This is a genomic window from Dulcicalothrix desertica PCC 7102, assembly GCF_003991905.1.
In the GTDB taxonomy this organism is placed as follows: Bacteria; Cyanobacteriota; Cyanobacteriia; order Cyanobacteriales; family Nostocaceae; genus Dulcicalothrix; species Dulcicalothrix desertica.
Map to the genome: position 1 here is coordinate 41,402 of NZ_RSCL01000027.1, position 15,683 is coordinate 57,084.

General features: G+C 39.3%; 17 protein-coding genes. 5 read left to right on the forward strand and 12 right to left on the reverse strand.

Annotated features, from left to right (window positions below):
- Positions 1-142 precede the first annotated feature (142 nt).
- Positions 143-2,302, reverse strand: a complete 2,160-nt coding sequence (locus DSM106972_RS40170) for a Tex family protein (protein WP_127086016.1) — start codon at positions 2,300-2,302, stop codon at positions 143-145.
- Between the two features lie 632 nt (positions 2,303-2,934).
- Between DSM106972_RS40170 and DSM106972_RS40175 the strand changes: the two genes are divergently transcribed.
- Positions 2,935-3,171, forward strand: a complete 237-nt coding sequence (locus tag DSM106972_RS40175; RefSeq protein ID WP_127085946.1) for a hypothetical protein — start codon at positions 2,935-2,937, stop codon at positions 3,169-3,171.
- Between the two features lie 63 nt (positions 3,172-3,234).
- Here the strand turns inward: DSM106972_RS40175 and DSM106972_RS40180 are convergent, their stop codons facing one another.
- The 3 genes from DSM106972_RS40180 to DSM106972_RS40190 form a co-directional block, all read right to left on the reverse strand.
- Positions 3,235-3,768, reverse strand: a complete 534-nt coding sequence (locus tag DSM106972_RS40180) for a GAF domain-containing protein (protein ID WP_127085947.1) — start codon at positions 3,766-3,768, stop codon at positions 3,235-3,237.
- 119 nt (positions 3,769-3,887) lie between these two features.
- Positions 3,888-4,463 (reverse strand): DUF3291 domain-containing protein, encoded by a 576-nt coding sequence (locus DSM106972_RS40185; protein ID WP_233787010.1) that lies wholly within the window; start codon positions 4,461-4,463, stop codon positions 3,888-3,890.
- Between the two features lie 60 nt (positions 4,464-4,523).
- The gene (locus DSM106972_RS40190) at positions 4,524-5,015 is read right to left on the reverse strand and encodes a DUF4385 domain-containing protein (protein WP_127085948.1); all 492 of its coding nucleotides are present in this window, start codon (positions 5,013-5,015) and stop codon (positions 4,524-4,526) included.
- A 77-nt stretch (positions 5,016-5,092) separates the two neighbouring features.
- Here DSM106972_RS40190 and DSM106972_RS40195 point away from each other — a divergent pair, with 77 nt between their 5' ends.
- Positions 5,093-5,554, forward strand: a complete 462-nt coding sequence (locus DSM106972_RS40195) for a VOC family protein (protein WP_127085949.1) — start codon at positions 5,093-5,095, stop codon at positions 5,552-5,554.
- A gap of 121 nt (positions 5,555-5,675) precedes the next feature.
- The gene (locus tag DSM106972_RS40200; protein WP_127085950.1) at positions 5,676-5,981 is read left to right on the forward strand and encodes a hypothetical protein; all 306 of its coding nucleotides are present in this window, start codon (positions 5,676-5,678) and stop codon (positions 5,979-5,981) included.
- 62 nt (positions 5,982-6,043) lie between these two features.
- Here DSM106972_RS40200 and DSM106972_RS40205 read toward each other — a convergent pair whose 3' ends face one another.
- Together DSM106972_RS40205 and petJ are read right to left on the reverse strand one after the other, a co-directional pair.
- A complete protein-coding gene (locus DSM106972_RS40205) occupies positions 6,044-6,766 on the reverse strand; it encodes a class I SAM-dependent methyltransferase (RefSeq protein ID WP_127085951.1) in 723 nt (240 codons plus the stop codon).
- 143 nt (positions 6,767-6,909) lie between these two features.
- The gene (gene petJ / locus DSM106972_RS40210) at positions 6,910-7,236 is read right to left on the reverse strand and encodes a cytochrome c6 PetJ (protein WP_127085952.1); all 327 of its coding nucleotides are present in this window, start codon (positions 7,234-7,236) and stop codon (positions 6,910-6,912) included.
- A 186-nt stretch (positions 7,237-7,422) separates the two neighbouring features.
- On the opposite strand from petJ, the gene DSM106972_RS40215 reads away from it, so the two are divergent.
- Positions 7,423-8,226 (forward strand): histidine kinase, encoded by an 804-nt coding sequence (locus DSM106972_RS40215; protein ID WP_127085953.1) that lies wholly within the window; start codon positions 7,423-7,425, stop codon positions 8,224-8,226.
- 177 nt (positions 8,227-8,403) lie between these two features.
- Here DSM106972_RS40215 and DSM106972_RS40220 read toward each other — a convergent pair whose 3' ends face one another.
- From DSM106972_RS40220 to uvrB, 3 genes are all read right to left on the reverse strand, one after another.
- Entirely contained in the window at positions 8,404-8,592 is a 189-nt protein-coding gene (locus tag DSM106972_RS40220; protein WP_127085954.1) for a YqaE/Pmp3 family membrane protein, read from the reverse strand.
- Between the two features lie 41 nt (positions 8,593-8,633).
- Positions 8,634-9,026 carry a phage holin family protein gene (locus DSM106972_RS40225; RefSeq protein ID WP_127085955.1) on the reverse strand — a complete coding sequence of 131 codons (393 nt, stop codon included), beginning with the start codon at positions 9,024-9,026 and terminating at the stop codon, positions 8,634-8,636.
- Positions 9,027-9,257: 231 nt separating this feature from the next.
- A complete protein-coding gene (uvrB, locus tag DSM106972_RS40230) occupies positions 9,258-11,258 on the reverse strand; it encodes an excinuclease ABC subunit UvrB (protein ID WP_127085956.1) in 2,001 nt (666 codons plus the stop codon).
- A gap of 341 nt (positions 11,259-11,599) precedes the next feature.
- Between uvrB and DSM106972_RS40235 the strand changes: the two genes are divergently transcribed.
- Positions 11,600-12,163, forward strand: a complete 564-nt coding sequence (locus tag DSM106972_RS40235) for a hypothetical protein (RefSeq protein WP_127085957.1) — start codon at positions 11,600-11,602, stop codon at positions 12,161-12,163.
- A 624-nt stretch (positions 12,164-12,787) separates the two neighbouring features.
- Here DSM106972_RS40235 and DSM106972_RS40240 read toward each other — a convergent pair.
- From DSM106972_RS40240 to bioD, 3 genes are all read right to left on the reverse strand, one after another.
- Positions 12,788-13,585 (reverse strand): hypothetical protein, encoded by a 798-nt coding sequence (locus tag DSM106972_RS40240; protein ID WP_127085958.1) that lies wholly within the window; start codon positions 13,583-13,585, stop codon positions 12,788-12,790.
- 66 nt (positions 13,586-13,651) lie between these two features.
- On the reverse strand, positions 13,652-14,896 hold the full coding sequence (locus DSM106972_RS40245) for a M20 family metallopeptidase (RefSeq protein WP_127085959.1): 1,245 nt from the start codon (positions 14,894-14,896) through the stop codon (positions 13,652-13,654).
- Between the two features lie 71 nt (positions 14,897-14,967).
- On the reverse strand, positions 14,968-15,651 hold the full coding sequence (gene bioD, locus DSM106972_RS40250; protein WP_127085960.1) for a dethiobiotin synthase: 684 nt from the start codon (positions 15,649-15,651) through the stop codon (positions 14,968-14,970).
- Between the last annotated feature and the right edge of the window lie 32 nt (positions 15,652-15,683).

Genomic DNA, 15,683 nt, shown 5'->3' on the forward strand with positions numbered 1-15,683 from the left:
CTCAGCATGACAATTGAAAGATGCTTCGTTCCTCAGCATGACAATTGAGAGATGCTTCGTTCCTCAGCATGACAATTGAGAGATGCTTCGTTCCTCAGCATGACAATGGTGGAGATGCTTCGTTCCTCAGCATGACATTATTTTATTGTTTTGCGGCTTTCATTGATAAACCGATGCGTTTGAGTTTTTCGTTGACTTCCATGACTCGAACTTTGACGACTTGTCCGACTTTGACTATTTTCTTAGGGTCGTCTACAAATCTGTCGGCTAGTTGGGATATATGTACTAACCCGTCTTGGTGAACACCGACATCGACAAAGGCGCCAAAGTTAGCGACATTAGTAACAACACCTTCTAATTCCATTCCTACTTTGAGGTCGGTAATTTCTTTGATACCTTCTTTAAAGGTGGCATATTTAAATTCAGCACGTGGGTCACGTCCTGGTTTCTCTAGTTCGCTAAGGATATCACGCAGCGTTGGTTCTCCAATAGTATCAGTAAGGTATTTTTTCAAACCTGTTTTTTTCAGGTTTTCGGCAATTTGTGTTACCTGGTTTATTGGAACTTTGAGGTCAGATGCTATATTTTCTACTAATTTGTAACTTTCTGGGTGTACGGCAGTATTATCTAAAGGATTTTCACCACCCCTTATTCGTAAAAAACCTGCTGCTTGTTCAAAAGCTTTTGGTCCAAGTTTGGGAACTTTCAATAACTGGCGCCGATTTTTAAATGTACCGTTAGCATCACGATAAGCGACTATATTATTAGCTACTGCTGATGTAATGCCCGAAACAAAAGTTAATAGTTGACTCGAAGCAGTGTTTAAGTCTACACCCACGTAGTTTACACAGCTTTCTACAGTTTCTTCGAGCTTTTTCTTTAATAGTTTCTGGTCTACGTCGTGTTGATATTGTCCCACTCCAATTGATTTAGGGTCAATTTTGACTAGTTCTGCGAGTGGGTCTTGCAGGCGCCGACCTATACTAATGGCGCCGCGCACGGTAACATCAAGGTCGGGGAACTCTTGCCCAGCTAGTTTGCTTGCCGAATATATAGATGCTCCCGATTCGTTTACTATTACTTTGACGGGTTTACGGTCAATTGTTTTGAGTACATCACCAATAAATTCGTCGGTTTCGCGTGATGCTGTACCGTTACCAATAGCTATCAACTCTATTTTGTATTTCTCAATCAAATTTTTGACCGACTGGGCAGCTTTCACACGTCCATCGGCGCCTGTATGAGGGAAAATAGCCTGATATTCTAAAAATTTTCCCGTTTGGTCAAGAATCGCGACTTTACAACCAGTTCTAAAACCTGGGTCTACCGCCATTGTTGGTTTCATTCCCGCAGGCGCCGATAATAACAACTCGCGTAAGTTTGTTTCAAAGGTCTTTATCGACTCAATATCAGCATAAAGCTTTTTCTCGGCAATAACTTCATTTATCAACGAAGTTTTCATCAAGCGGTTAAATGCATCTTTGAGCATTTCTTGATAAAACGCGCGTATTGGACGGTGCTTTGTTTTAATTTCTTGAGATTCTATATACGAAAGTACTGTATCTTCGTCGTAAGATATTTCAAAACTCAATATCCCTTCATTTTCGCCACGACACAGCGCTAATAAGTTGTGAGGTGCAATATTTCTAACTTTTGCGCTAAAGCTACGATACATCTCAAATTTTGTCGTTCCTTCGGCGTGTTCGTCTTTGATGTGCGAGACAAACGTACCTTCGTCTAACAAATAATCGCGTAAATATGCCCGCAATTCTGCTTTATCCGCAACTTCCTCTGCTAAAATATCAGCGGCGCCTTTGAGTGCATCGTCACCACTCTTTACACCTTTTTCTTCTGAAATATATTTAACTGCTTCAAGTTCAAGAGGAACAAGCGGCCCATTTTTGACATTTAAAGACTTAATAAATTCAGCCAAAGATTCTAGACCTTTTTCACGGGCAATAGTCGCACGTGTACGACGCTTAGGACGATAAGGTAAATATAAATCTTCTAACTCATTTTTTTGCAAACAAGTCTCTATTTTCGCTTTTAGCTCAGGGGTTAGCTTACCTTGTTCGTTAATTGAATTAAGTATCGCCGCTTTTCGCTCTTCTAACTCTGTTAAATAACTATATCTATCTGATAAGTCCCGTAACTGCACTTCGTCCATCTCACCAGTGCGTTCCTTACGGTAGCGTGCAATAAAGGGAATCGTCGCACCTTCAGCGAAAAGTTCAAGCGCACTCTCAATTTGAAAGGGTTTAAGGTTAAGTTCGCTTGCTAGAGTCTGTGGAATATTAAGCATCGGATGTTTTAAGCTGCTATTCAAACCGAAGTTACTATAACCTACTTTCACAAGAGAAACCGGGCTTGTTGTCAAAATTTTGCATCGAAGCTCTAGTCTATCGTGAAGAAGCCCGGTTTCTTAAGTGTAAGTAACAAATTTTACGCATCAAATCCTAGAAACCGGGCTTCTGGTCAAAATTTTGCATCGAAGCTCTAGTCTATCGTGAAGAAGCCCGGTTTCTTGAGTTGTAAGTAACAAATTTTTCTTACCTTGGGTATAGTTAAAACTAATCCAAATTTGTTAAGTAAATATACTTATAGACTCGAAATTCTTATTAAAATATAAAATTATGTCATATGTTAAGAAATATTAACGCATTTATACCTATAACTCATAATAGAATAACGATTTCACGTGGCTTTTTGCTTTTTAATTTTTTATAACTTTATAAGTATTAATATTCTCATAATCAGATGTTAAGATAACATACCAAATGGATTCGGAATTTAACTCCCCATCCTTGTTATCTTAAGCAGGGTGCAGTAACGAAAGTTGAAAGTAAGTGTAAAATTTACTACTTTTGCTATATTAGAAGGTCGCAAGATTTATATCTATGCGCTTCTGCTTGTGAATTCAGAGGTTTTAAAGAGATGGTCTTAGCATTTTTATTACCGCTTCTGACTGCTTTAGTTAGCGGCTACTTATTTCAAAAAAGCACTGACGAGATAGGCTATCTCGCTGGTGGTATTGCTATTATTAGTTTCGTTATAAGCTTGATACTGGCGCCTTGGGAAATCCAGCTTTTGCTACTAGTGGTTGTTTTGGTTTCTACTCAAAAGCTGCTTCAGCAAAACGACTACAAGTTTGACAGGAGGGGTAAAGGCTAAGGAATAAAGGGTAAAGGGTAAAAACTTTCCTTTACCCCTAATGGTTAAGCGTTTTGAGCAAGATTAAACTGTAAATTGTTTGACATATTTAACTACAGCAGGTGTGAGTAAAGTTTCAACTGAGGATATTACTTCACGGTCGAACTGCGACCAAACTCTTGGAGTATTAAACATACAGGGTTGTAGAATTCCCCAAAGTTGATTTTCATAACATAAGTGCGCGTGAACTAGTGCCCGGTGTCCAAACGATGAACGCTCAAATTCAACGGATAGAACATCTGGACTTGTAGTTTCAACATCTTCAATATAAATTGAGGGTTCAGTTCGCACAGCAGCAGCAAACATTGGGTCTTCTGAAGTTAAAGATGCTGGTTCTTGTTTCCAATCAGAGTCTAGCACCTCTGGAATTTCAGTATGAAGGCGCCAGCAAACGGGAACTATACCAATTTTGGTATTAGGATTTCGCACGTACAGAAATACGCGGTCACATTTTAAAATTTCTCCAAGTGCTGGCATTAAAGCATCGAAAAGTGCTTCTGGTTGGGAGTGTTCTTCAAAAACGCTGCTTAATGTATTGGGTAAGGTTGAGCTAGTCATTTATATAGTTGTTCGATTTTAGCTTTATCCTCGCAACAACTAATATTTACAACATCGTTCTAGCGATGCAGATACTTTAAGTTTAGGGCTATATAATCATAATCATTTTTATATTGATTTTAGGTCAGTGCCAGATTTAGCTGCTCGTATTCAAGTGCATCAAGCGGTGAAAATGGTTTACGAAACGAGAAAGCATAAGGTGTAGAGCCATATTGCTGTAAATGTTCCAGTCTTTTCTTCGCTTCGTTAACGGTTGGCGTGTAACCTGCACATATCCACCACATTGCTAAAATTGGCTGTTCTACCTTTTCAAACCAACGGCGCCGAGAACGCATGATATCACTATGGGCGCCGTGATAAACATAATTAGACAAAGCTTCGAGTGATTTCCATACAGTCAAAGTAATTAAAATACTCTCATCATCAAAAACTCGAATATTGGTAGCATCTTCAGCACCTTCACCACGTAATCGCCAAACAAAACCAGGGTCATCATCAGCAACGGCATTAACACTATTAATTTGTGCAACAAAATCAGCCATTTCTGGAGCATCGAGCGAATAGCGCATTTTTGCTGTATTCACTTGAGCTAAATGGTATTGCCCTACGTTTACTGGTTGCATTATTTCTAACTCCCGATAGATGTTTTGAATAGATTGGCATACTTCATCTATCTTGGGAGGTACTTTAGGCACAAATTTACAAAATTTAATATTTCTTAATAGTGCTGAGTAGAGACGCGATTAATCGCGTCTCTACAATTCGTAACGATTTTTATGTTGGTTCAAAAGCAGAAGATACCTAGGATTTGTTTTTGCAATTTGCCACTTTTGTTTAAAAATCGCCGCCGACTCAGCTTTGTAGTGGTCTTCTTCATAAGGTAAAATTAATTGCCTTGCTTGTTGCTGTGCTTCAAGTGACAATTCTTTTTGGGGATTGCTTTTATACTTTCTACCGCTTTTGTGATTTGCATAGCGACGCGCACGGGTGTATCCCATTTGCAGGAATTTTCTTGCCATATCTGCACCCACAAAATCATCCTGCTCTAAATAAGCAAGAAACATCTCGTATATTTTTTCGCTTGATTCTCTGGCTATTTCTGGAGACTTAAATCGCCAATACGGCAAAATCTCCGATTTATACGGCTCAACCAATAATACACCTTGTTCACCTTTGCCAACGCGGTAGAGTTCAGGATGTGCGCGGAAATCTATATTTTTAAAATCTAAAGAATAATCAAATGCCATAGCAGAAGTTTATTTTTCATCTTAAGATTTAAAAGTAAAGTCTCGCTTCTGTCTTAGTAAATAGCTTTGGTGCAGTTATGCTATTAAGTTCTCCTCATTTAAACACTACTCTTACGCGCGGTGATTTGCGACGAGTTCACCATATTGCGCTAAATGTTAAAGATATGCAAGCTTCGCGGAAGTTTTACGGTAATCTTTTGGGGTTACATGAGCTAATAGGTGATGAAATACCCGAAACTTTAGCAAAATTAGTAGCAGAGGGAAAAGTCGCTAACTTTGAAACACCCGACGGTACTATACTTGATTTATTCTGGGAACCCGATTTACAACCACCCGACCCAAATCCAGAACATACCTTTACAAGAGCTTACCATCTCGCATTCGACATATCACCCGAATCATTCGACCGCGCGGTGGAGGTTTTACAAGAAAATAGTATAACAATCGCACATGGCCCAGTCAGTCGTCCCACAGGTAGAGGTGTATATTTTTATGACCCTGATGGGTTCATGGTAGAAATTCGCTGTGACCCAGTGTAAATAATGCATGTAGAGACTAAACAGGTTCAGTCTCTACATGCAGAATTAACAATGGCGCCGGAAGTTAAAATTAAAGCCACTAATTATTTAAAATAAGTAAAAAGCGTTTTAATGTAAAAAAATGTCAGAACAAGCTAAGTTGTATAGTGTTATCGAAGATGCCATCAGAAGACCTTTAATTCCTTATGACCCGACAAGACAGTCTTTAAAACAGTGGACAATGTTTGTCTTACGTGATAAGGGGTTTAAAGTTGTGTATGCACAAAATGCTGATTTTGCAATTGAAAGAGGTGGTGAAAAGCTTTACTTTAATGTTTCTGATACTGACCATGAGTTAGATGGAAAGTTTGGATGGGTTGTGTGGGATAGTGCGACTAAAACTCTGAGTGTGATTCCTAAAAACACTGACTCAAAGGCGCCAAATTAAAATACTTAAATTTACCTCTTGTGGGGTGGGCATCCTTGCCCGCCCATACTATTTAAGTAAATTTAGGCTTTTGTGAATAACATTAAATGCTGTTGTGGTAGTAAGTTTTTTGTTTCTTGCCATGTTAAACCTACAGCTTGCATTTCGTTTTTGACTTGCTTTTGTGTCATTTTATGCAACCCTTTAATCATAATAAAAGGGTTTTCACCTCGATATTCAACAAGTGCGACTCGACCACCTGGTTTTAATGCTTTAGCAATACCAGACATCACTTCATAAGGATATTCAAATTCATGATATGCATCGACCATTACGGCTAAGTCAATACTTTCTGATGGTAAATTTGGACTATTGAGAGTTGCTAAGATGGGTTCCACGTTATCAATGTGCTTTTCTTCTTTGAAAAAATTAATGATGTCGAGCATTTGTGGTTGAATATCCACGGCTAAAACTTTACCTTGTGTAAGGGTCGGCGCCATCAAAAAACTTAGATAACCTGTTCCGGCGCCTATATCAGCAACTACATAATTGGGTTTTAGTTCTAATGCATTGACTATTTTACTAGGTTGTTCTTCAGCTTCTCGACTTGGACGCTCTAACCACATGGCGCCTGTATGTCGCATTACATGAGCAATTTCACGACCCATATAGAATTTACCAATCCCGTCAGGGTTATGAATTGTACGCTCAGAGTATTTACTAGTTGTTATGGTGTTGCTAGATGCTGTAACAGGATAAGCTATTAAGCTATATATAAAGATAATGATAATTAATACAGTTCTCATAATTTTTGAAATAGTTGATGTTGTGCAAATAAGGTGCATAACACACCTTATAGAAAAGGCTATATCTGCATTCAGCAGCTACAGCAACTTACTTTAACGTTGTTAGCAACTCTTGGAATAACCTCTAACTTAACAATTGGGATTTAATGGCGCCAGTTATTCTCAGCCTGCTGTAGTACATATGTCGCAACATCCTGAATTTCTGGCGCCGTCAATTTGTCTTTATAAGCAGGCATATTATTCTTACCATTGGTTACCAGCTCAGTAATAGCTTCCATCGAATCGATTCCATTTCGTTTCAGAGCCTTCTTAAACAGATTTTTACCACGTCGCACAATATTACCACCATTAATATGGCATCCTGCACAATTGGCTTCAAATATTTTACTTCCGGCGCCTATATCTTCAGCATATGCGGGTTGAATAGTAATAACTATCAATAATAATACTAGAACTACTAACTTCTTCAATTTATTCACCTCATAATTACTGGTATCTATAATTATACTCTACTTAAGAAGTATATCTAAAGATAGATGCTATTAAAAATGTACTGATTATCTACCTAAAGGAAGTAACGAATTTTAAGTTACTGCGCCAATATAAAAATAATATGACATGTCAATTAATTAGTGCGGTAAGAACCGTAGTAGCATATGGCTAATAACATAAAAGAACAAATAAAAGCTGACTTAGATTTAGCGAAACAAACTGGGCAACTGCGAGTTGACCGAGTTAGAGAAATCGTGAAATCTGCCGTTTCGGGGGTAGTTGGAGAATTTAAAGAAGGTTCAAGAGATTTACGTATATTAGTACGTGAAGCCGTTTCTGCGGTAACTGAAAACCTAACTGAACGCGGTACTGAAATCAAAGAAGAAGTTACTGCATCAATTGAAGGTGCCCTCGAAGCTGTAAACGCCCAAAGACACGAAGCAATTGCACAAACACAAGCTCAAGTTAAGCAGTTGCAAGCGCAGGTAGACGAAGAAGAAGAGAAAATTCAACAAGAAGTAGACGGAATCTTGGCAGAAATTAAAGACACAAGCACAGAAAAGTCTTCACACGTCAAAACCTCTATTGAATCTGCTGTAAACGCAATTCAAAATAGTGACGAAGCAGCATTATTAAGAAAACGCTATGCTCAGTTACAAGCACAACTGGCAATTGTTAGAGCAAACTTAGCCGCGCGTTATGGTGGACGTGGTGAAGAAGTAACTAATTACCTTGAAGAAGCCAAAAAATGGTACAATGATTCACGCCCACAAGCTGAATCCATGATTGGACAAGTCAAAGAAAAGCATGGGCAACTCGATGTTAAATTGGGTGAAGCTGGCGGCGCCATTGCACGTCGTGAACATCAAGTAAAACAAGTATTAAAAGACTTACTTGTAGCAGCGACAAGCTTGTTTAAAGACAAAGACACTGTAGACAACGGTAAGGAACCTGCAATTCGTAAGTAAATTAAATTGTAGATAAAATCCCCCCCTGCCCCCCGAAATTCGGGGGGTAAATTTATGCATTTAAAGCCCCCCTTATCAAGGGGGTTGGGGGGGTTAATTATATATCAAAAAATAAGGTGTAAGCTTAACTTACACCTTTTGAAAACCACTCTTATCCTTACTTACCTAGATAAACTTTTATACAGTTCTGCGGGGGTCGAGACCTTCTTCATACTTGGAAATTGCCCAAAGCGCATGAATACTACCAGGAAGCCAACCTAACAAAGTCAACAGAACATTGATAATTAGAGTTTGACCTACACCGTATGTGAGGAAAATACCTAAAGGAGGTATTGCAATACCGAGAATGTAACGAAGTGCTTTCATAGTTTTGTGAGTTGTTTGTACAGATTGATTTAGTTGAATAATTAGCTAGAAGGCAATTGAGCTTTATTTTCGCTACCCTTGAGGGCAACATTCTTTTCGACGAAGTAGTTGTTAATAAACGTGTTAGCTAGCGATAGAATTACAGGTCCTAAAATAAATGCTGCAATTCCATGTACGCCAAATCCAGGAACTAATGCTGCTGCCAACCAAAAACAGAATCCGTTGACAATTAATGAGAAACCGCCGAAAGTGGCAAAATTCAATGGTAAAGAGAATGCTGATAAAACTGGCTTAAGCGAACCATTAAGAAAACCGATTACGGCGCCCGCAATTAAAGCTGCTGGAAAGTTGGCGATAACAACGCCACGAAAAAGAATATCTACAATCAATAGGCTCAATGTGGTAGCCAAGACTGTTAAAAAGGTGGGTAACATCACTTTCACCTGCAATGAATATTAGCTTGTTATGTTCTTTTTATATATTTATCGATTTGCCAATTCTTTACCTCTTTAACAAGGATGATAACGGTTATATCGTGAGATAGAGATTAAACTAGCAACGGATGATGAACGGATGTAACGGATAGTTTATTTTAGCTAACTGTTGGTGGCTTATAAGCCACCTTACAATTACTCATCCGTTACATCCGTTACATCCGTTGCCAGTTATCTACCTACCAACTTGTCGCGTAAGGTTTTAATTTTGTCGCGAAACTTAGCTGCTTCTTCAAATTCTAAGTTCTTGGCAGCATCCTTCATTTGCGCTTCTAATTTGGTAATTAAATCAGGAATGCTTTCTAATGGTATTTCGTCAATGTGTTCTTCGACTATCTGTAATTCCTGGGAATTCAGGCGCCGCGAAACTTCTAAGAATGATAAAATTGCATTACTCGATTTTTTCTTGGCTATTGGTTGCGGTGTAATGCCGTGCATCTTATTATGTGCCATTTGAATACCACGGCGCCGTTCGGTTTCTTCGATGGTTTTTAACATGCTGTTAGTAAGGTTATCAGCGTACATTATCGCTTGCCCACGTATATGACGCGCAGCTCGACCTACGGTTTGAATTAAAGAACGTTCCGCACGTAGAAATCCTTCTTTATCAGCATCTAAAATTGCCACTAACGAAACTTCAGGTAAATCTAAACCTTCCCGCAGTAAGTTTACACCTACCAATACATCAAATTTTCCATCACGTAAGTCTTGGATAATTTCAATACGTTCAATGGAATTAATTTCTGAGTGTAAATATCTAACGCGAATACTATTATCTTGCAAATACTCGGTTAAATCCTCAGCCATTCGTTTAGTTAAAGTCGTAACTAATACCCGTTCTTGTAGGTCTACACGGTCTTTAATTTCGCCTAATAAATCATCAATTTGACCATTACTAGGACGGACAACAATTTCTGGGTCAAGCACTCCAGTCGGACGAATAATTTGTTCAGCGACATTATCTTCAGAGATTCCTAACTCCCAATCCCCAGGAGTTGCTGAGACAAAAATACACTGATTGACTTTCTGCCAAAATTCCTCTGATTTTAAAGGACGGTTATCAGCAGCACTTGGTAAACGAAACCCATGTTCGATTAGTACTTTTTTACGCGCTTGGTCGCCATTATACATACCGCGAATCTGAGGTACTGTAACGTGAGACTCATCTATTACTAGCAACCAATCTTTAGGAAAATAATCAATTAAACATTCAGGTGGTTCTCCTGCAAGTCTCCCAGCTAAATGACGTGAGTAATTCTCGACACCGTTACAATAACCAACTTCGCGCAACATTTCTAAATCGTAACGGGTACGCTGGTCAATGCGCTGTGCTTCTAACAACTTATTTTGTTCTTCTAGTTCCAGTTTACGTGCTTTAAGTTCAGCCGCTATATCATTAATAGCTACCTCTAATCTATCTTCGGGTGTAACGAAGTGACGTGCTGGATACAAATTTACTGCTTGTAAACTCTGTAATATTTCCCCTGTTACTGGGTCAACATAACGAATTGCATCAACTTCATCCCCAAAAAACTCAATGCGAATAATTCTATCTTCGTATGCAGGTCCAATTTCGAGAACATCACCCCGAACCCTAAACTTACCCCGACCCATTTCAATATCGTTACGGGTATATTGAACAGACACAAGGTCTTTCAAAATTTCTCGTTGGTCTACTTCCATCCCGACTTGAAACGGAATTGCAGCTTTGAGATATTCATTAGGGATACCCAAACCATATATACAGCTAATCGAGGCAACAACAATAACATCGTTCCGTTCAAACAGCGAACGAGTCGCTGAGTGTCGTAACATATCTATTTCGTCATTAATCGAAGCTGTCTTTTCTATAAATGTATCGCTGACAGGAATATAAGCTTCTGGCTGATAATAATCGTAATAACTAACAAAATATTCAACAGCGTTATTTGGGAAAAACTCTCGTAATTCGTTACATAACTGCGCTGCCAACGTTTTATTGTGTGCTAAAACTAACGTTGGTTTACCTACCTTTTCTATTACTGACGCGATTGAAAACGTTTTACCAGTCCCAGTGGCGCCGAGCAACGTTTGGTACATATTACCAGCATTTACAGATTTAACCAATCGCTCAATAGCGTGCGGTTGGTCACCAGTTGGTTGAAAGGGTGCTTGAAGATTAAACTCTTTCATATATTCGTACTTAAGTACTATGAATACCCTACATAATAGTAGCGAATGTACCACCAAGAGCGCTTGCTAAAAATACGGTATTTTCCTACGGATAACCAGAAACCGGGTTTCTACGCTAATTTGTAACTTTTATTACAATCCCCAACAAAGAAACCCGGTTTCTAACGTTTCTATTTTGTAATTAAGTTTTACTAATCGTAACGATTAATGTTTACTTATATGTATATGATGAAGATAATTATACCTATGTAAGCCCTTTTGAAGTTAAACTCTCATATAGAGGGAAATTTTTCATACTCCTAAGTATCGTAAAATTCAATTAAGAAGTGAGGGTATAATACATGGGCATCAGCAGCACTGGCAAACCAACCAGTCCTCGGCAGCGACGTGCCAAGCTCAAAGGGGAAGCCACAGTGGATGTTGAAAACAGCCAAGGTCAAGCTGAAACCACACCTGAAACCAACAATTCAGTTGAAACAGAAGAAACAAAAGTAGAAAACAAAGTCGAGTTAACAAAGGATAAGCCAGTGCCAGCAGAATCATCCAACGGAAAAGAAAAATCGAGCAAGCTTGAGCTTCGTGAAGAAAAACCCAGTTCACTTGCAGTTTCCGGTCAACGTCCAATTGCCGCAAGTGATTTAGAAATTGCCGAAACAATGTCAATTTCAGGTATTCGTCCAATTGGGGTTAGCCATCTACATGTTGTAGACACAGTGAATATCATGGGTATTCGTCCAATTGGTGCGAATACAATAGATGTAGTAGACAACATCAACCTTTCTGGTATTCGTCCTATCGCTTCCAGTGCGCTTGTTGTTTCAGAAACCTATTCAGTAATGGGCAATCGTCCTGTCGCTTCAAACAGCATTGACGATTCCGACATGATAATGGGCTTTTTAGATTAATAATTTAAATTAATTCAATAAGTAAAACTTATTTATTCTCTCAACCCGATTTTGAACAATCGGGTTTTTTAGTTTGAATATTTTTACTAGGGGATATATGCCATTTCCATAATTACTAGGGTCGTTACTAGGGTCATTACTAGGGCTAATGTTATATCCCCTAGTAATTTTGAGATGTTTTTACTAGGGGATATACGCTATTTCCATTAATTACTAGGGTTTTTACTAGGGTCATTACTAGGGCTAGTGTTATATCCCCTAGTAATTTTGAGATGTTTTTACTAGGGGATATACGCTATTTCCATTAATTACTAGGGTTTTTACTAGGGTCATGGCGCCTGCTTCTAATGAAACGTGGTATCTATCTTTAAGTAGACTATCGCTTATCCCAATAGAGAGAAGGCATCATCTGAGGGATCAAGTTAAGATTCATCAATAAATAAACAAAATATAAATAAAGTTTAAAGTTTTACCAGTGCCAGAGCTTCAATAATAGGCTTACTGGGATTTAAGTGTTTACTGTGGTTGAATTTTAGGTGAGTATTAATGCTCACCTTTTTTTATTGGAGGAAAGCACGCTTGGGAAGCACTGAAGTGCTTATTACGTGGGGCAGCAGCGTTTTGTTAACTTCCAATTACGACACCCCAGAAATAATCCTCGAAAGGCGCCTCGTCTAAATTGATATGATATTGTCTAGCCCAAGAATACACGTCCATACTAATACGCCCGTTCTCGTCAGAAAACCAGTCGCCTCCTTTTATTGAGATATTACCTAAAATGCTAATCCAATGGGTGGGAAGTGGAAGGAATGGTGTTTTTCCACGTAACAAACCATCAGCAGTAATTAAAGCAAATGCAACTCCACCTGCTGCAACTGATGCAGATGCTTCTTGCAGTGCGTCAAATTCTCCATATAAATATGTGTGACGGTAAGTGCAGGTGCGATAGCCTAATATTTCTTTTGTCCAACCTTTCATTTCCCAAGATTTTGTCATCCCAGCTAAGTTACGCACAATCTCCGGCGCCTCTGCTTCAATATTAAATATGGAGTTTTCAGATTCTCGCAACGTCGCTAAAACCATCCAGTCAGACTGACTCATTCGCAGGCGCCCATTACTACGTCGTAAAGTCCGTGATGCCTCTATTTTGGTTGTTGTCAGAGTGTAACTGCCTGTTTCAAACAAACTACGGCAAATTTGGACATACCGTAAAGGCTGCTTGCGAACCAATTCAAATACAATAGCAGCAGGGCCACAAAAAGGTTGGGCACCTTGGTTGATTTGAAACGGGTCATTTAGACGCAACCGCATTTCTGCAACTAACTGCTTTTTATCAACGCTTGCCCATACACCAGGAGTTTTGGAATTTTCAAAGTCTGTTAAGGCGCCGAGGACTGTAGGATTTAATAGCTGGGAAGTCATAATTAGCTGGTATAAATAAAATTAGTTAAAAACAAACTTATAACCATTTATACCTGCTTGAACAAACTAATTACAGAATTTCTCTACACATCGTACAAAAATTTCCACACCCATTGCCAAAGCAGTTTCGTCAAAATCGAATCGTGGGTGATGGTGCGGATATGCTAAACCCTTCTCAGGATTTGCTGAACCCAAGAAAAAGTAACAACCAGGAACTTCTTGTAAGAAAAATGACATATCCTCGGCGCCCATAGTTTGACATTCGGGTGCAATACCAAGCGGTGTCTCCACAACTTCCTCAGCAACAGAGCGAACAAGTTCTGCGATAGCTGCATCGTTAATTACTGCCGGATATAATGACCAGTAATTTAAGTCATATTTGGCACCCTGCGCTTCACAAATACCACTGATAACTTGCTCGATACGATTCTTAAAAAAGCCTACTAAAGCTGGGTTAAAGTACCTAACAGTCCCGCTCATGTCAGCAGTATCAGCAATTACATTACGCTTAGTGCCCGCATGAAGTTTACCAATGGTAACAACGGCGGAATCAATCGGGTTAACGTTACGTGAGACAATAGTTTGCAGTGCATTAACAACTTGGGCAGCAACAACAACCGAATCTACAGTTTGATGTGGCATGGCGCCATGTCCACCTCGACCAGAAATCGTGCAATCAAAAGATTCTACAGCAGCCATTAAGGCGCCGGGTCGAACACCTACAGTTCCTACAGACAAGTTATTCCACAAATGTAAGCCAATAATCGCATCAACCTGTGGATTTTTGAGAACTCCCGCTTCTATCATCGGTTTGGCGCCACCTGGGCCTTCTTCAGCAGGTTGAAAAATTATTTTAACAGTGCCAGCAAAATCATGACGATGTTGATGTAAATAATACGCTGTACCAAGAGCAATAGCAGTGTGCCCATCATGTCCACAAGCGTGCATCAACCCGTCGTGCTGCGAACGGTAACTTACTTCGTTAAGCTCCTGAACAGGTAATGCGTCCATATCCGCACGAATTGCCAAAACTTTAGAGTGCTGAGTGCTGAGTACTGAGTGCTGAGTGGGGAGTTTTTCGCCTTTGATAATGGCAACAATACCTGTTTGGGCAATACCTGTTTGATGTTCAATGCCCCATTCTTGCAACTTACTCGCAATAAATGAAGAAGTAAGTTTTTCTTGAAAACCTAATTCGGGCTGTTGATGGAGTCGGCGCCGCCATTCGATTATTTGCGGATGAAGGTTGCGAATAGACAGGCGAATTCGAGATAAATCGACTGAAGTTAAACTTGGAAAAGCAGAAATCATCTTAAAACTCTAATTGAATAACAGTAATGCACTTCTATTCCTATTATGCTTTGGTTTATCCGTTACATCCGTTACATCCGTTGCCAGAGGTGTTCTAAATCTAAATTAGATACTGAAGCCGCTAACTTTTCTAAATCACTAGGGTTTTCAAAATATGGCAAACAGCCAAAAACTCGAATATTAGTAAGTGATTGTATCAAATCGGCTGGCGCCAAATCTTCAATGTCTGCTTCGCTATATGGTTGAGAACAGTTTAGAACGATTCCCAGTAAGTTAACTTTGGTTAATTTAGCGAGCGCGACATTTGCAACAGCTTGAGAAATGGCGCCTAGTTTCACAGGCACAACTAATATAGTAGGTAAACGCCATTCGGCTGCTAAGTCAGCTACTGTTAACTCAAAAGTGACGGGAGAACCCAGTCCTCCTAATGCTTCGACAAACACAAAATCTCTGTTTTGCTGCAATTTCGTCAGAGTTTGCCATACTAACCCCAAATCTACATTTCTATTTTCTTTGGCAGCAGCAATTGGTGGCGCCAGTGGCGCCTGAAAATATAGTGGTGTGATTTCGGATGGTGACTGCTGTAACGAAAATAGCTTCTGGTAAGTTTCGCGGTCACCTTCTCCTGATTGTATTGGCTTCAGGATGCCAAAGCTATGGGATGCACGATATTTTTGCCAATAAGCTGCAAGCGCAGTTGTCAAAACTGTTTTACCTGCTTCGGTATCAGTGGCTGTAATTAGTAGTGAATTCAACTTTAATTTTTTTTAAGGTTCTTGTTTATTTA